We start from the raw sequence: 14945 nt of genomic DNA on the forward strand, positions 1-14945 counted from the left end.
ACGGACCGGCGGCGCTACACGGCCGACTCCGGGGCGATGCGGCTGCGGACCGCGGACTGTACGTCCTCCTCCTCCGCCGGGTCCGACGCCAGGCGGCGCAGGCGCGGGGCGACCCGGGCGTCGGCGGTCTCGGCGTGGCGGGCGGCCACCTCGCGGGTGGTCTCCTCGCAGTCCCAGAGGCATTCGACGGCGAAGCCGGCCGCGAAGGACGGGTCGGTGCTGGCGAGGGCGCGCGCGGCCCGGCCGCGCAGGTGGGACGAGGACGTCTCGCGGTAGACGTGGCGCAGTACGGGCGCCGCGCAGCCGATGGCGAGCCGGCCGGCGCCGTCGACCAGGGCGAACAGCCGCTGGGTGTCGGGGCCCGAGCCGCGGACGGTGGACCTCAGGGCGCTCAGGACCAAAGGTGCGTCCTCGGCCCCGCCCCGGGCGGCCAGGACGGCCGCGGCGGCCTCGCCGAGGGCGTCGGGCCGGTGGACCCAGCGCCGGGCGCGTTCGACGGCCTCGGGGCCGCACATGCGCTCGTACGCGGCCACGGCGGGTTCGTCGGCGGCGGCTTCGATCAGGTCCAGCACGGCCGGGTTGTCCGGCTCGGCGAGGACCAGGTGGTGCAGGGCGGTGGCGCGGGCGGCCTCACCGTCGGCGCCGGCGGCGGCCGCGAGGATGGCGGAGCGGTCCTCGGGCTGGGCCACGGCGGCCAGGCAGCGGGCGGCGGGCACGTGCAGCGGGGTGCCGCGGCGCAGGCCGTCGGCGGCCCAGTCGAACACGGCCTGGACGCCCCAGCCGGGCCGGGGCCCGCTCGGGGTCAGCTGCCGCTGCCAGCGGTCGAAGGAGCCCTGCCGACGGGCGGCGCTCAAGCGCTCCCCGTACAGCGGGGACTCCTCCCACAGGGACCACGGCCGGGGCTCGTAGGCGTCGCGGACGGCGGCGGCCAGCCGCGCCTCACCCTCCGCGGTGGCGGGGAAGCGGGCGAGCACGGGCGCGGCCAGTGACCGCAGTCCCTCGTCGTCGTCGCGCAGCGCGAGCTCGTCGAGGGCCCATGCCCAGTTGGCTCCGGACGCGGCGTAGCGGCGCAGCAGCATGAGCGCGTCGTCGCGTCCGTACGAGGCCAGGTGGCCCAGGACGGACAGGGCGAGGCCCGTGCGGTGGTCCGTGTCGTCGACGAGGTCGTCGGCGCCGAAGAGGTGGCTCTCGATCTCGCCGAGGGGGCCGTCGAGGTCCAGGTAGAGCCTGGCGTAGTACAGCGAGCGGTTCTCGACCTGCCAGTCCTGGCGCGGATCACGGAGCACGCACTGGTTGAGGGCCGCGAGGGCCTCCGCCCTGGGCGCCGCGAGTGCGTGCAGCGTGCCGTCGCCACGGCCCCGCTGGAGGAGGCCGAGCAGGGTACCGCTCGGCGCTATGACTGGTTCGAACATGGGAATGGCCTCAAATCAAGCTGGGGACGCAACCGGGAATCGGGATTCACAGGGCCGCGTAACAGCATGTGAGGACGTCCGCCGTCTTGTTCCGCTCGATGTAGACCATTGCCTTCTCACTCTCGTCGGTGGTTCGTGACCAGGGGTGGCCGGACCGGGGCCGGACACTCCGTGTGTCCTGCCCGTCTGCCCGTCCCCCGTGCTCGCGAATCGAATCCGACGCCATGATGACCCAGCCGGTTTGTGCGCCGCGACCACATTTACGGCCGCCGTGACCAACCTGTGAGCTCTGCGCCGGTCGTGGCCCGGCAAAAAGCGGACTACTGGGCTCCGAAGAGTTCCAGCAGGTCGGCCTTGGCGAACATGCGCGCCGTGTCCACCGCGGAGGGCGTTCCGGCGTTCGGGTCGGCCCCTCCGGCGAGCAGGGCGCGGATCACCGCCCCCTCCCCCTTGAAGACCGCACCGGCGAGCGGGGTCTGGCCGCGGTCGTTGGCCCGGTCGGCCTCGGCGCCGCGGGCCAGCAGCGCCGTGACGGTGTCGGCGTGGCCGTGGTAGGCGGCGAGCATGACGAGGGTGTCGCCGCGGTCGTTGGTGAGGTTCGCCGGGACCCCGGCGTCGAGGTACGCGGCGAGCTGCGCGCTCTCGCCCTGGCGGGCGAGGTCGAAGATCTTGGTCGCCAGTTCGATGACGTCCTCGTCGGGACCTTCCGGGGAGGCGCCTTCGGTGTGCTCGCTCATCGTGCGTACCGCCTTTCACTCGCTGCTGGCATGGAGCTTCCCCGGGCCGTGCGGGCAGGGGTGCACGGCACTGCGGCCGTACGGGTGAATCGCCAGGGTAGCGCCCTGGCCTGCGCATGTCCGGGCCGGTCCGAGGGACGGATCACCCCGGACCCCCTGCGCGGCGGGCGCGCCACCCGGGCTGAGCCGGTCAAGTGAAAAACCCACAGATTCACCCGTATGCACCTTTTTTCGCATTGATACTTCCTGTGAGCCTGGAACAACTGATGGTGACTGTCCCCACCAACCAGGAGAACCTCCCATGGTCCTGTCCATCTCAGGCGTGGTCCTGCTCGGCATCATCTGCTTCCTGTTCTTCAAGAAGGACGGGATGAAGCTGACCCACGCGTTCGTCTGCTCGCTCTTCGGCTTCTTCCTCGCCGGCTCCGCCATCGCCCCGAGCATCACGGCGAGCACCGCGAGCCTCGCGAGCCTGCTCGGCGGGATCAAGCTCTAGCCGCCCCCCGAGCAGGAACCCCAGCCCCACCCGGAACAACGCTCACGACCACAACTCCAGGAGACGCCCGTGGCCCGGCGCCCACTTCCCCGCATTCTCAGCAGCGGCACCGCGTCGCTGGCCCGGGGCCGCGACTTCGCTCGCACGGCCGCCGACAGTGCCACGGACGTCCTCCATCCGCTCCTCGTCATCGGACGCGGCCTGCGCGTCCTGGCCGCGGCCGGGCGGCGCAAATGGTCCGAGACCCCCAAGGACAAGCGCGGTCCCGCCCTGTTCCTGGGCGCCGCCTGCGTCCTCGTGGTCGCACTCGTCCCCTACGGGCCGCTGCTCGCCCTGATCACCCTCATGGCGGCCGCGGCCTGGCACGGGCGGGACCGCACCCCCGCGAAGACCGGACCCAGCGACACCGAGGCCGAACGGCTCGGCTCCCTCTACGAAGCCCTCGTGCCGTACTTCTCCATCCCGGACGACCCCAGTCCGCTCTTCGCCCACGGCGGGGAGTGGGACAAGGCCTTCAGTGGCTACGAGTTCGACGAGGCGGGCCGGATCACCCGGCTCCACATCCGCTACCCGGCGTACTTCACCGACGGCGAGGCCGCCTCACGGGCCCGGATCGAGGCACTGCTGCACGCCAAGTCCGGACGCGGCCGGGAGTACCTCTTCGACTGGGACGAGGAGGGCAACCGGCTCGACCTCAGCGTGCTGCCGGCGCTGCCGACGGGCATCGCCGCCCAGCCGTTCGTCACCTCCCCCGGCGAGAGCGTGCTCGGCTTCACCGACTCGGGCACCGTGCAGCGCACCCTGCCCGTACTGGAGGGCGATCGGCCCCGCGACGTCCCGCCGGTCGTCTGGCGCACCGGCCCCCGCTCCACCGAACCCCACCTGCTCGCCGTCGGCCAGCCGGGCAGCGGCACCTCCACCCTGCTCCGCTCCCTCGCCCTGCAGGCCCTGCGGCACGGCGGCGACGTCCTGATCGTCGACGGCGGCGGCACCGGCGAATACGCCTGCCTGACCGGCCGCAGCGGGGTCCTCGCCGTGGAGTGCGGGCCGGTCGGCGCGGTCGCCACGCTGGAGTGGGCCGCGCAGGAGACCGAACGCCGGCTCATCGCCATCCACCGGGCCCGCGAGGCCGGCCGGCCCGCACCGGAGGACACCCGGCGCCCGCTGTGGATCCTGCTGGACCAGCCGAGCGTGCTGGCGCACCTCGCGGTGGCCGAGGGCGGGCCCGATCCCATGAACCATCTCCAGGTGCCGCTGCGGCACGGCCGGCCGGCGCACGTCACGGTGGCGGTGGCCGAACAGTTCGACCACCTGGAGGTGCTGCACGACGCCGTGTGGCAGCACACCCGTGCGCGGATCGTGCTCGGGCCGGCCGCGATCCAGCAGATCACCGACGTGCTGGGGCTGCCGCCGCACACCACGCCCACGGCGCAGGTGCCACCGGGGCGCGGGTACGCCCGGCTGGGCACCGGGCCGGTGCACCGGCTCCAGGTGCCGGCCACCCCGGACCCCTACGACGAGGGCACGCATCCGGCGCACCGGCAGGCCGTGCTCGGTCTCCTGCCGGAGCGGCAGCAGGGGCCCGCGCCGGGGGCGGCGCTGGCGAAGGCGTTCCAGGGACAGGCGCCGGAGGCGTAGCCCTTGCCCTGGCCGGGCGGGGCCGGGGCGGGGCCGGGATGGGGCCTTGCCCTGGCCGGGCGGGGGTGGAGCGGTGGGGCCGGTGCCAGGGCGGGGTGTCGTCCGGCCCGCCTGCGCCGCACTACGCGACGAACGTGCGGGGCGGTTCCGTGCCGCTGTCGCCTGCGCCTGTGGCGACCAGGCGGGCTGCCGCCGCCAGGCGGGTGGCGGCTTCTTCGGCCACCGGGCCGCCCACGGTGAACGGCAGCCGGACGTAGCCCTCGAAGGCTCCGTCGACGCCGAACCTGGGACCCGAGGGGACCCGTACGCCGACCCGTTCGCCCACCTGGGCCAGGCGGGAGCCGGACAGGCCGCCCGCGCGGGCCCACAGGGTCAGGCCGCCGGCGGGGACCTCGAACTCCCAGTCCGGGAGCTCCCGGCGGACCGCCGCGACGAGCGCGTCCCGGTTCTCCCGGGCCTGCTGCCTGCGGACCTCCACCGCTTCCTGCCAGCCGCCGGTCCGCATCAGCCAGTTCACCGCCAGCTGCTCCAGCACCGGCGTGCCCAGGTCGGCGTAGGCGCGGGCCGCCACCAGGCTGCGGATCACGTCGGGGGCCGCGCGGACCCAGCCGATCCGCATGCCCGCCCAGAAGGCCTTGCTGGCGGAGCCCACAGTGATCACCGTGCTGCCGGCCGGGTCGAAGGAGCAGACCGGTCGGGGCATCTCCAGGTCCGGATCCAGCTGGAGTTCCAGCATGGTCTCGTCGGCGACGAGGACCGTGCCCGCGGAGCGGGCCGCCTCGACCATGGCGCGGCGCTGGTCCTCGGAGGCGAGGGCCCCGGTGGGGTTGTGGAAGTCGGCGACGACATAGGCGAGGCGCGGGGCGGAGTCGCGCAGGACCTGCCGCCAGACGTCCATGTCCCAGCCCGTCAGTCCGTCGCCCATCGCGACCGGTACGAGGCGGACGCCGGCGGCGCGCATCAGCTGGAGGATGTTGGCGTAGGAGGGGGACTCGACGGCGATCCGCTCACCGCGGCCGGCGAAGAGGCTGCAGATGGCGTCGATGGCGCCCATCGCCCCGGTGGTCACCATGATCTGCTCGGGCATGGTGGGGATGCCCTGATCGGTGTAGCGGTCGGCGAGCATCCGGCGCAGCGCCGGCAGGCCCGCCGGGTAGTCCCCGTGCGTGTGCGCGTACGGGGGCAGTTCCTCCAGGGCGCCCTGGACGGCCCGGGTCAGCCACGGTTCGGGGGCGGGGAGGGCGGCGCAGCCGAGGTCGATCATCGAGCCGAGGGACTCGGGCGGCAGCGGCTCCAGGCCGCGGGCGGGCAGCGGATTCCCGGCCGGGACGGAGGTCCAGCTGCCGGCGCCCCGGCGGGACTCCAGGAAGCCTTCGCCGCGCAGAGCCTCGTAGGCGGCGGCGACGGTGGTGCGGCTGAGGGACAGGGCGACGGCGAGCTCGCGCTCGGCGGGCAGCCGGGCGGCGACGGGGACGCGGCCCTCCAGGACCAGCAGCCGGATCCCGTCGGCGAGGGTGCGGTAGGCGGGCGGCTTGCGGGCCCCCGGTACGGCGGTCCGCTCCTGCTGGGAGGTGATGAGACGGGCCAGCTGTGCGGCACCGACCGCTGAGGTCCATTCGGCCATGGCGTGCGGTCCACTTTCGTCCGATTGGCCTCGGAGGAGGCCTGGATTGGATTGCTGTCCGGGGCACAGCGTGCCACGAGTCAGTCCACTTGCACCAGGCCGTACGCGACCCCCTGCATCCCGTTCACCTCGCGTACCACCGGTCCCGGCCGCCACGGGGGATACTGCCGCCGTGACGCACGTACGCCTTCGCCATCCGTATCTGGACCACCCGGCTCCGATTCCCTTCGCGCACCGGGGAGGTGCCGCGGACGGGCTGGAGAACACCGCCGCCGCCTTCCGCCGAGCCGCCGGGGCCGGCTACCGGTACTTCGAGACCGATGTGCACGCCACGGCCGACGGCAAGCTCGTCGCCTTCCACGACTCCACGCTGGACCGGGTCACCGACGGCCGGGGCCGGATCGCCGAGCTGCCGTGGAAACAGGTGCGCGAGGCCCGGGTCGGGGGCACCGAGCCCCTGCCGCTCTTCGAGGAGCTGCTGGAGGAGTTCCCGGACGCCCGCTGGAACATCGACATCAAGGCGGAGTCGGCGCTGCACCCGCTGGTCAACCTGATCGCGCGGGCCGGGCTCTGGGACCGGGTCTGCGTGGGCTCCTTCTCGGAGAGCCGGGTGGCGCGCGCCCAGCGGATCGCCGGCCCCCGGCTGGCGACCTCGTACGGCGTGCGCGGTGTGGTCGGGCTGCGGCTGCGCTCGTACGCGATCCCGGCGGCGCTGCGCGTCGGGGCGGTGGCCGCCCAGGTCCCGGAGACCCAGGCGGGCATCCGGGTGGTCGACGAACGCTTCGTACGGACCGCGCACGCGCGCGGCCTGCAGGTCCACGTGTGGACCGTGAACGAACCGGAACGTATGGAGGCTCTCCTCGACCTGGGTGTCGATGGCATCATGACCGACCACATCGACTTGTTGCGCACGGTGCTGGACCGGCGCGGCGCCTGGGTCTGACCCTCTCCCGGCCGCCGCGGCGGATGCGGCGGCCGGTGCGGTAGAGGACCACCGAGGGGGACGACGCGTGAGCGCGGACAAGAGCAGCAGGACCGAGGAAGCGGAACCGGGGGCGGAGGACGACAGAGCCGCCGCCGCGTCCCGCAGGCGCGAGCAGCGCGGCTGGTACTTCTACGACTTCGCCGTGTCGGTGTATTCGGCGAGCGTGCTGACGGTGTTCCTCGGGCCGTACCTGACCGAGCTGGCCAAGGCCGCCGCGGACGCCCAGGGCTTCGTGCACCCGCTGGGCATACCGGTGCGGGCCGGGTCCTTCTTCGCCTACTCGGTCTCGGCCTCGGTGATCCTGGCCGTGCTGCTGATGCCGCTCGCGGGCGCGGTGGCGGACCGGACGGGCCGCAAGAAGCCGCTGCTGGCCGTGGCCGCGTACACCGGGGCCGCGGCGACGACCGCGATGTTCTTCCTGGGCGGCGAGCGGTACCTGCTGGGCGGGTTCCTGCTGGTCGTGGCGAACGCCTCGCTGTCGGTGTCGATGGTGCTCTACAACGCCTACCTGCCGCAGATCTCCACTCCGGACGAGCGGGACACGGTGTCCTCGCGCGGCTGGGCCTTCGGCTACACCGCCGGTTCGGTGATGCTCGTCATGAACCTGGCCCTCTACCTGGGGCACGACACCTTCGGCGTCTCGGAGGGCACGGCCGTCCGGATCTGCCTGGCCTCCGCGGGCCTGTGGTGGGGCGCCTTCGCGCTGATCCCGCTGCGGCGGCTGCGGGACCGGGCCGTGGTCCGGGAGCCGGGGGCGGCGCCGGCCGTCAGCGGCTGGAAGCAGCTGGTCGCCACCCTCAAGGACATGCGGCGCTACCCGCTGACCCTGTCGTTCCTGCTGGCGTACCTGATCTACAACGACGGCGTGCAGACGGTGATCTCCCAGGCCTCCATCTACGGCTCGGAGGAGCTGCAGCTGGAGCAGTCCACCCTCATCGGGGCGGTGCTGCTGGTGCAGGTCCTGGCGGTCGGCGGCGCGCTGGGCATGGGCCGGCTGGCCCGGATCTACGGCGCCAAGCGGACGATCCTGGGCTCACTGGCCGCCTGGGCGGTGACGCTGGGGGTCGGCTACTTCCTGCCCGCGCGGACGCCGGTGTGGTTCTTCGCCCTCGCCGCCATGATCGGCCTGGTGCTGGGCGGCAGCCAGGCGCTGTCGCGCTCGCTCTTCTCGCACCTGGTACCGGCGGGCAAGGAGGCCGAGTACTTCTCGGCGTACGAGATGAGCGACCGGGGCCTGAGCTGGGTGGGTCCGCTCGTCTTCGGCCTGACCTACCAGGTGACGGGCAGCTACCGGGACGCGATCATCTCGCTGGTGGCGTTCTTCGCACTGGGGTTCCTGCTGCTCGCGCGAGTGCCGGTGCGGCGCGCGGTGGAGGCGGCGGGCAATCCTGTACCGGAGCGGCTCTGAGACCGGGTCCGCGCCCGCGCCCGGTCCGGATCCACGAACGAATTCCGAACGGATTTAGACGTTGCGGCGAAGGGCCGGTAGTGTACGCCTTTGGCCTGCCAGGCGGACCGTTACTGCGCGCCAAAGAAGTCTAGACGTTGGGTGACATCTGCTGCCAGATGTGACAAAACGGGCACTGGTGGGTACAACAAGGGGCGGTACGACGGGCGACGCACGACCCGGAGCGGGAATCTATACCGCCGACCGGACGTTGACCGGATGACGACGACAGCGACACCTGTCCTGTGGGCGACAAGCCCGGGAGGCACGATTCATGAGTGAGCGAGCTCTCCGCGGTACGCGCCTCGTGGTTACCAGCTACGAGACGGACCGCGGCATCGATCTGGCCCCGCGCCAGGCGGTGGAGTACGCATGCCAGAACGGACATCGATTTGAGATGCCGTTCTCGGTTGAGGCAGAGATTCCGCCGGAGTGGGAGTGCAAGGCGTGCGGCGCCATGGCACTCCTGGTGGACGGGGACGGGCCCGAAGAGAAGAAGGGCAAGCCTGCGCGAACGCACTGGGACATGCTCATGGAGCGACGCACTCGCGAGGAGCTGGAGGAAGTGCTGGCCGAACGGCTGGCGGTCCTGCGCTCCGGCGCCATGAACATTGCCGTGCATCCGCGGGACAGCCGCAAGTCCGCCTGACAGCCGGACGAACGCACAAGCCGAGGGGCCCCGCCGCACAGTGTGCGGCGGGGCCCCTCGGCGTTCCCGTGCCCTGCGGCGCGGCCGTTACGGCGTCAGCGGCGGGCGATAGGTGGTGTCCGGGCCGTCCTGCGGGCCCGGGCGGTCCTCACGGATGACCTCACCCTGGACGACCTTGCCGTCGGGGTAGTGGATACGGGCCTGCTGGAAGGCGTCGCCGAAGCTGCCGGCGGGGGCCGAAGCCATCTTCCGCTCCAGGGAACGGGTGGCCCTGCGGCCGGCCCACGCCCGGACGGGCGGGAGCAGCAGGAGCAGGCCCGCCACGTCGGAGAGCAGGCCCGGCAGCATGAGGAGCAGGCCCGCCAGCATGGTCAGGCCGTTGCCCCGGCCGGGCTGCTGCGGGGTGGGCTGCACGCCCTGCTGCGCCTGCTGGAAGGTGTCCGTCAGGTTCTTGAAGGCCCGGCGCCCGGCGCGCTTGATGACCACCCCGCCCAGGACCAGTCCGCCGGCGATCAGCGCGGCCACGGCGAGCCCGCCGGCCGCGTCGGCGACCATCCCGAGCAGCCAGATCTCCAGGATCAGCCAGGCGGCTATGGCCAGGGGGAGGAAGGTTCGGGCGGGCGAGCGCCGACGGGGGGCCGTCGGGGTGCCCGTTCGCAGGGATCCAGTGCCGGTCGTCATGGCACCCAGTGTGCCTGGGTCCGGATAAAAGTGTCCTCAGCCGGAGGTACGGGGCACCCCCTAAGGGGCGTGCCCCGCCGGTCGGGCCGCATCAGGCACTGCCGTCCCGCTTGCCGGTGCCCTCGCCGCTGTCCTTGCCGGTGTCCTTGCCGCTGTCCTTGCCGAGCAGCTTGGCGGCCTGGGCCTTGAGGCCCCACTGGGTGACCCGCCACAGGGCCTCCACGACGATGTCCTTGCTCATCTTGCTGTCGCCGAACTCACGCTCGACGAACGTGATGGGGACCTCCACCACGCGGAACCCCTTCTTCACGGCCCTGCGGGCCAGGTCCACCTGGAAGCAGTAGCCCGCGGAGGCCACCTCCTCCAGGCCCAGACCCTCCAGCGTCTCCCGCCGGAAGGCCCGGTAGCCGCCGGTCACGTCCCGGATCGGGACGTCCAGCATCAGCCGGGAGTACGTCGAACCGCCGCGCGAGAGGAACTCCCGGGTCTTGGGCCAGTTGACGACGCGGCCGCCCGGCACCCAGCGCGAGCCCAGGACCAGATCGGCCCCGGCCAGCGCGGTCAGCAGGCGGGGCAGCTCCTCGGGCTGGTGGGATCCGTCGGCGTCCATCTCGACGATCACGCCGTAGCCCTCGTCCAGGCCCCAGACGAAGCCCGCGAGGTAGGCGGCGCCCAGCCCCTCCTTGCCCTTGCGGTGCAGGACGTGCACGTGGTCGTCGCCGGCCGCGAGCTCGTCGGCGAGCTTGCCGGTGCCGTCGGGGCTGTTGTCGTCGGTGACCAGGATGTGGGCCTCGGGAACCGCCGCCCGGACACGGCCGACGATCAGCCCGATGTTCTCCGCCTCGTTGTAGGTCGGAATGATCACCAAGGCTGTACCGAGCGGGCCATGGGTCCGCTGTCCGCCGTCGCTCACTGAGTCCCCTTTTGTGCGCTTGCACGTCCTGTACGTCCGGTCGCAGAGGATGACTCTAGAACATCGGCCACGGCCCGCCCCGGCGGTGCCGACACCCGGGCCGCCCCGGCGGTGCCGTAACGGGTGATCGGGGCCCGCGGTCCTTCGGGCCGATCAGACTCCCGCTGGCTGCGGGCCGCCGTGACCGTTGTCTACTGGACCGCCGGACCCCGACCCGGGGCCACCCGCCGCCCGGCGAAACCTTCCCTCGCCCCCGAGGCGCGGGCGCGCTGAGCAGACGGATCCGTCCGGCACGACGTCCTGTGGTGGACCCGGCCGAACCTATCCGGGTCCGGCCGCCCGCACCGAACCGAGGCCGACCGGATCACCCCTGTGGGCGTACGAATACCTCCCGGCCCCCGACGACGGTGGCCAGGCACACCGGCAGTTCGGAGCCGGGGGTCAGATCGGGCAGTCCGGGGGTGCCCGAGCGGGGGTCGGTGGACCAGCGGGCGACCCGGTCGTCCGGGGCCTGGACGATCAGCTCGCCGGTCTGCCAGACCGCGTAGTCGGCCGGGGCGCCGGGGACGAGGATTCCCGCGTCGTCACGGCCCAGGGCCCGCCAGCCGCCCCGGGTGTGCGCGGTGAAGGCGGCCCGCACCGACACCCGGTGCCCGGGCGTCCGGTGGAAGGCGGCCGCGCGCACGGTGCCCCACGGGTCGAGCGGGGTGACCGGCGCGTCCGAACCGAAGGCCAGCGGCACCCCGGCCTTCAGCATGGCCGCGTACGGGTTGAGGGTGCGGGCGCGGTCGGCCCCGAGCCGGTCGGCGTACATCCCGTCCTCGCCGCCCCACGCCGCGTCGAAGGCGGGCTGCACCGACGCCGTGAGCCCCAGCTCCGCGAAGGCGGCGATGGTGGCCGGGGTCATCATCTCGGCGTGCTCGACCCGGTGCCGGGCCGCACGGATCCTGGCCAGGCCCACCTTCTCGGCCGCCGCCCGGACACCCTCGACCACCGCGGTGATCGCCGCGTCGCCGATGGCGTGGAAGCCGGCCTGCAGCCCCTCCTCCGTACACGCCGCCACGTGCTCGGCGACGGCGACCGCGTCCAGGTACTCCGTCCCCGTGTGCGAGGCGTCGGCGTACGGAGCGTGCAGACAGGCGGTGTGCGAACCCAGGGCGCCGTCCACGAAGAGGTCGCCCGCCGCCCCCACGGCCCCCAGCTCCCTGGCCAGGCCCAGGTCCCGGTCGGCCCAGTACCCGAACACACGCGGCCCGGGCCGCTCCGCCGCCAGCGCGAGCAGAGCGGTGAAGTCCTCGGCGGAGGAGATGTCGGGCCCGCCGCACTCGTGCAGGGAACCGATGCCGAGGGAGGCCGCCCGGTCCAGCGCGGCCCGCTGCGCCTCGGCGCGCTGGGCCGGGGTGACGGCGGCGAGCGCGGCCCGCCGGACGGCGTGGTGGTCCTCGGCGGTCAGCGGCAGGTCCCCGTCGGGGCGCACCCCGGGGACCAGGTCGAGCAGGGCCGTGGTGACCACGGCCGAGTGCACGTCGATACGGCTCAGATAGAGAGGACGGCCGCCGGCGGCCTCGTCGAGCTCGGCACGGCGCGGCGCGCGCCGCTCGGGCCAGCGGGCGGCGTCCCATCCGTGCCCGAGGAGCACCCGGTCGGCGGGCCGGCTCGCGGCGTACGCGCGGACCAGGTCCAGCGCGGCGGCCAGCGACCGCGCTCCCGTCAGGTCCAGCCCGGTCAGGGCCAGACCCGCGGAGGTCGTGTGGACGTGCGCGTCGGTGAAGGCGGGGGTCACGAGCGCGCCGCCGAGATCGACGACCTCGTCGACGCCCTGGGCGAACGCGTCGGCCGCGCCCTCGGAACCGACCCAGGCGATATGGCCGCGTTCGACGACCATCGCCGTGGCGAAGGGGTCGGCGGGGCTGTGTACCTCGCCCCCGCGGAGGAGGACGGTCCTGGTCGGCGCTCCGGCGGCGTCGGCGGAGTGGGCGGTGCGGTCAGTCATGCCGACCAGTGTCCCGCGTCGCCCCACCCCTTCCGACCGCCGGGTCCCCCCGCGGCACCGTCCCCGGTGTCACACGCGGGGCGGGCGTGCCTCGTAGGGGGTGGAGAGGACCACGGTCGTACGGGTCGCGACATGGGCGAGGGCGCGCAGCCGGCCCAGGAGGTCCTCCAGCTCCAGCGGGGTGGCGACGCGTACCTTGAGGATGTAGTTCTCGTCGCCCGCGACGCTGTGGCAGGCCTCGATCTCGGGTACGCCGGACAGCCGGTCGGCGATGTCGTCCGGGGCGCTCGGGTCGAAGGGCTTGACCGAAATGAAGGCGGTCAGCGGCAGGCCGACGGCCTCCGGGTCGACCACGGCCGCGTAACCGCGGATCACCCCGCGCTGCTCGAGACGGCGTACCCGCTGATGGACCGCCGACGTGGACAGTCCTGTGGCCTTGCCCAGATCCGTGTAGCTCATCCGCCCGTCCCGCACGAGCAGATCCACGATCTGGCGGTCCAGCTCCTCCATTGCACTCATAGCCGCTCAACTTACGGCCAAAGGCACTCCAGGCCCAGTGCTGTCCGCCCACTGGAGGCATCTGCGCCGGGCATGTGACCAAGGCCACACGGGTATGCAGGTGGAGGCCGGTCCGTTGTGGTTACTCGTGACGCACGGCGGGAAGTGGTTGCTGTGGCCGAGGCCGAAGAACCTGCCCGGCCCACCCAAGGGGGAGTACATCCATGCCGAACAACCAGCGCGCCGGTCGCACCGAACCGGAGCCTCTCGAACCGCTCGACTCCGGGGACCACACCTACCCCGAGGACGGCGAATACCTCGACGACACCGAGGGGTTCGAGATCCACCACGCGATCTGCCCCGACTGCGGCCAGTCCATCGCCCTCGTCGCGGACGAGGAGTACCTGCCGCAGCACGCGCTCTGCCTGACCCCGTGGAACCCCTTCGGGCTCACCGTGTGCGCCGGCACCGGCCGGCCCGCCGGCGACGCCCTGCCCGGCCTGGGCACGAACCAGCCGGCGCCGGCGCCGGAGGCCGACTCCTTCACCCGGCCGGCCCTGCCCCAGGGTCTGGACTGGCGGACGCAGCCGTTCTCGCACGTCGGCGGCCCGGGCTCGCGCCCGATCCGCGTCGTGCGCCCGGTGCTGGCGCAGCCGCAGGCGCAGACGCGCCAGCAGCACGCCCAGGCGGCCTGAGGGCCACCGGGGCGCGCCGCCCGTCCTTTTCCGCTCCTCCCGCTCCCCCGATCCGCTACCAGTACGTCCCCTGCACCATGGCGGCCAGGCTGGCGTGGTGCAGGATCAGGCCGTCCGGGTCCGCCGGGACCTCGACCTCGCCGAAGTGGGCCTGCCGGTAGGCGATGCGCAGCATCACGATCGCGTGCCGCAAGGCGGCGTACAGGGTGTGGAACTCCATGTCGCGCGGCGTGTGGCCGGTGAGTTCGGCGTAGCGGCGCTCCAGGTCCGCACGGCGCAGGAAGTCCGGCAGGCCGGGCTGGCCGAAGCTCACGGTGAGGTCCTGGAAGAACCGGTGGAGGTACACGGTCCAGCCGAGGTCCACCTCGCGCGGGGCGTACGCCGCCATCTCCCAGTCCAGGACGGCCACCGGCGTGAAACCGTCGTAGACGACGTTGCCGATGCGGGCGTCACCCCAGTTCAGGACGGCGGGACCCTCGTCGGCCGGCCACAGCTCCTCGAGCCGGGCGAAGGCCCGCTCGATCAGCGGGGAGGGCGCGAGCCCGCCCACCACCCAGGTGTAGTAGGCGCGTTGGGCGTCCACGTGCCGGCGCAGCGGGCTGCCCTCGCCCTCGGGCAGGAGGAACTCGGCCTCCTTCGCGGGGAACTGGTCGTGCAGCCGGGCCAGCAGCGAGATGCTCGCCTCCTGGAGCGCTCCGCGCTCGGCGTCCGTCGCCGCGTGCAGCCAGTTGCCCTCGTAGGTGTAGGGCATGACGTCGGGCGGGACCCGGCCCTCCGCGCGGGCCATCACGAAGAACGGCGCCCCCAGCGGCCCGGCGTCCTCCTCCAGCCACTGCACGCGCGGGACGGGCAGGTCGGTGTGCTCGGCGACCAGGCTCATCACCCGGTGCTGGCGCGGCATGTCGTAGGTCGGGAAGACGGTGTAGGCCGCCGGGTCGGCGGCGAGGCGCAGCGCGCAGGCGCGCAGCGGGGTGTCGGGGTGCTCTATGTCGAAGAGCAGGGTCTCGCTGGACATGCCGTTCGAGCCGGGGACGGAGATGTTGGTGATCTTCGCCCCGGGGAGCCTGCCGTCGAGCCAGGCGCCGAGGCGGCGGCCGAGCTCCTCGGGTTCGCGGGTGGAGGTGCGCGGACGTGGTGCGGTTGCCATGGGTACCCCTCTTCTCACGCTCGGGTCCTG

Annotated in this window: 14 protein-coding genes; 6 read left to right on the forward strand and 8 right to left on the reverse strand. The window is 73.3% G+C overall.

Annotated features, from left to right (window positions below):
* Window positions 1-14: 14 nt before the first annotated feature.
* Together NRK68_RS05985 and NRK68_RS05990 are read right to left on the reverse strand one after the other, a co-directional pair.
* Window positions 15-1412 carry a HEAT repeat domain-containing protein gene (locus NRK68_RS05985; protein ID WP_183067486.1) on the reverse strand — a complete coding sequence of 466 codons (1398 nt, stop codon included), beginning with the start codon at window positions 1410-1412 and terminating at the stop codon, window positions 15-17.
* A gap of 320 nt (window positions 1413-1732) precedes the next feature.
* Complete coding sequence (locus tag NRK68_RS05990) at window positions 1733-2149, reverse strand: ankyrin repeat domain-containing protein (RefSeq protein WP_257855268.1); 417 nt, start codon at window positions 2147-2149, stop codon at window positions 1733-1735.
* Window positions 2150-2450: 301 nt separating this feature from the next.
* On the opposite strand from NRK68_RS05990, the gene NRK68_RS05995 reads away from it, so the two are divergent.
* Window positions 2451-2645, forward strand: a complete 195-nt coding sequence (locus NRK68_RS05995) for a hypothetical protein (protein WP_030031218.1) — start codon at window positions 2451-2453, stop codon at window positions 2643-2645.
* 69 nt (window positions 2646-2714) lie between these two features.
* Entirely contained in the window at window positions 2715-4283 is a 1569-nt protein-coding gene (locus NRK68_RS06000) for a P-loop NTPase family protein (protein ID WP_257855269.1), read from the forward strand.
* Between the two features lie 121 nt (window positions 4284-4404).
* On the opposite strand, the gene NRK68_RS06005 is transcribed toward NRK68_RS06000, so the two are convergent.
* A complete protein-coding gene (locus tag NRK68_RS06005; RefSeq protein WP_183067487.1) occupies window positions 4405-5907 on the reverse strand; it encodes an SCO1417 family PLP biosynthesis transcription factor in 1503 nt (500 codons plus the stop codon).
* A 172-nt stretch (window positions 5908-6079) separates the two neighbouring features.
* Between NRK68_RS06005 and NRK68_RS06010 the strand changes: the two genes are divergently transcribed.
* From NRK68_RS06010 to NRK68_RS06020, 3 genes are all read left to right on the forward strand, one after another.
* Complete coding sequence (locus NRK68_RS06010; RefSeq protein ID WP_183067488.1) at window positions 6080-6850, forward strand: glycerophosphodiester phosphodiesterase family protein; 771 nt, start codon at window positions 6080-6082, stop codon at window positions 6848-6850.
* Window positions 6851-6917: 67 nt separating this feature from the next.
* Window positions 6918-8300: an MFS transporter gene (locus NRK68_RS06015; RefSeq protein WP_183067489.1), complete on the forward strand. Its 1383-nt coding sequence runs from the start codon at window positions 6918-6920 to the stop codon at window positions 8298-8300.
* 313 nt (window positions 8301-8613) lie between these two features.
* The gene (locus NRK68_RS06020) at window positions 8614-8988 is read left to right on the forward strand and encodes an RNA polymerase-binding protein RbpA (protein WP_007262928.1); all 375 of its coding nucleotides are present in this window, start codon (window positions 8614-8616) and stop codon (window positions 8986-8988) included.
* A gap of 87 nt (window positions 8989-9075) precedes the next feature.
* On the opposite strand, the gene fxsA is transcribed toward NRK68_RS06020, so the two are convergent.
* From fxsA to NRK68_RS06040, 4 genes are all read right to left on the reverse strand, one after another.
* A complete protein-coding gene (gene fxsA / locus NRK68_RS06025; RefSeq protein ID WP_257855270.1) occupies window positions 9076-9669 on the reverse strand; it encodes an FxsA family membrane protein in 594 nt (197 codons plus the stop codon).
* Between the two features lie 91 nt (window positions 9670-9760).
* Window positions 9761-10582 carry a polyprenol monophosphomannose synthase gene (locus tag NRK68_RS06030; protein WP_257855272.1) on the reverse strand — a complete coding sequence of 274 codons (822 nt, stop codon included), beginning with the start codon at window positions 10580-10582 and terminating at the stop codon, window positions 9761-9763.
* A gap of 364 nt (window positions 10583-10946) precedes the next feature.
* A complete protein-coding gene (locus tag NRK68_RS06035) occupies window positions 10947-12575 on the reverse strand; it encodes an amidohydrolase (RefSeq protein WP_183067491.1) in 1629 nt (542 codons plus the stop codon).
* Between the two features lie 69 nt (window positions 12576-12644).
* Entirely contained in the window at window positions 12645-13085 is a 441-nt protein-coding gene (locus NRK68_RS06040; protein ID WP_030663734.1) for an Lrp/AsnC family transcriptional regulator, read from the reverse strand.
* 212 nt (window positions 13086-13297) lie between these two features.
* On the opposite strand from NRK68_RS06040, the gene NRK68_RS06045 reads away from it, so the two are divergent.
* Window positions 13298-13768 carry a hypothetical protein gene (locus NRK68_RS06045; RefSeq protein ID WP_183067492.1) on the forward strand — a complete coding sequence of 157 codons (471 nt, stop codon included), beginning with the start codon at window positions 13298-13300 and terminating at the stop codon, window positions 13766-13768.
* 55 nt (window positions 13769-13823) lie between these two features.
* Here the strand turns inward: NRK68_RS06045 and NRK68_RS06050 are convergent, their stop codons facing one another.
* Entirely contained in the window at window positions 13824-14915 is a 1092-nt protein-coding gene (locus tag NRK68_RS06050) for a phosphotransferase family protein (RefSeq protein ID WP_183067493.1), read from the reverse strand.
* Between the last annotated feature and the right edge of the window lie 30 nt (window positions 14916-14945).

The organism is Streptomyces yangpuensis (assembly GCF_024666385.1).
Taxonomy (GTDB): domain Bacteria; phylum Actinomycetota; class Actinomycetes; order Streptomycetales; family Streptomycetaceae; genus Streptomyces; species Streptomyces yangpuensis.

What these genes read in the sequence shown, in the direction of transcription:
- NRK68_RS05985 (WP_183067486.1), bottom strand. Translation starts at nt 1,412, where the DNA reads ATGTTCGAACCAGTCATAGCGCCGAGCGGTACCCTGCTCGGCCTCCTC.
- NRK68_RS05990 (WP_257855268.1), bottom strand. Translation starts at nt 2,149, where the DNA reads ATGAGCGAGCACACCGAAGGCGCCTCCCCGGAAGGTCCCGACGAGGAC.
- NRK68_RS05995 (WP_030031218.1), top strand. Translation starts at nt 2,451, where the DNA reads ATGGTCCTGTCCATCTCAGGCGTGGTCCTGCTCGGCATCATCTGCTTC.
- NRK68_RS06005 (WP_183067487.1), bottom strand. Translation starts at nt 5,907, where the DNA reads ATGGCCGAATGGACCTCAGCGGTCGGTGCCGCACAGCTGGCCCGTCTC.
- NRK68_RS06020 (WP_007262928.1), top strand. Translation starts at nt 8,614, where the DNA reads ATGAGTGAGCGAGCTCTCCGCGGTACGCGCCTCGTGGTTACCAGCTAC.
- fxsA (WP_257855270.1), bottom strand. Translation starts at nt 9,669, where the DNA reads ATGACGACCGGCACTGGATCCCTGCGAACGGGCACCCCGACGGCCCCC.
- NRK68_RS06035 (WP_183067491.1), bottom strand. Translation starts at nt 12,575, where the DNA reads ATGACTGACCGCACCGCCCACTCCGCCGACGCCGCCGGAGCGCCGACC.
- NRK68_RS06040 (WP_030663734.1), bottom strand. Translation starts at nt 13,085, where the DNA reads ATGGAGGAGCTGGACCGCCAGATCGTGGATCTGCTCGTGCGGGACGGG.
- NRK68_RS06045 (WP_183067492.1), top strand. Translation starts at nt 13,298, where the DNA reads ATGCCGAACAACCAGCGCGCCGGTCGCACCGAACCGGAGCCTCTCGAA.
- NRK68_RS06050 (WP_183067493.1), bottom strand. Translation starts at nt 14,915, where the DNA reads ATGGCAACCGCACCACGTCCGCGCACCTCCACCCGCGAACCCGAGGAG.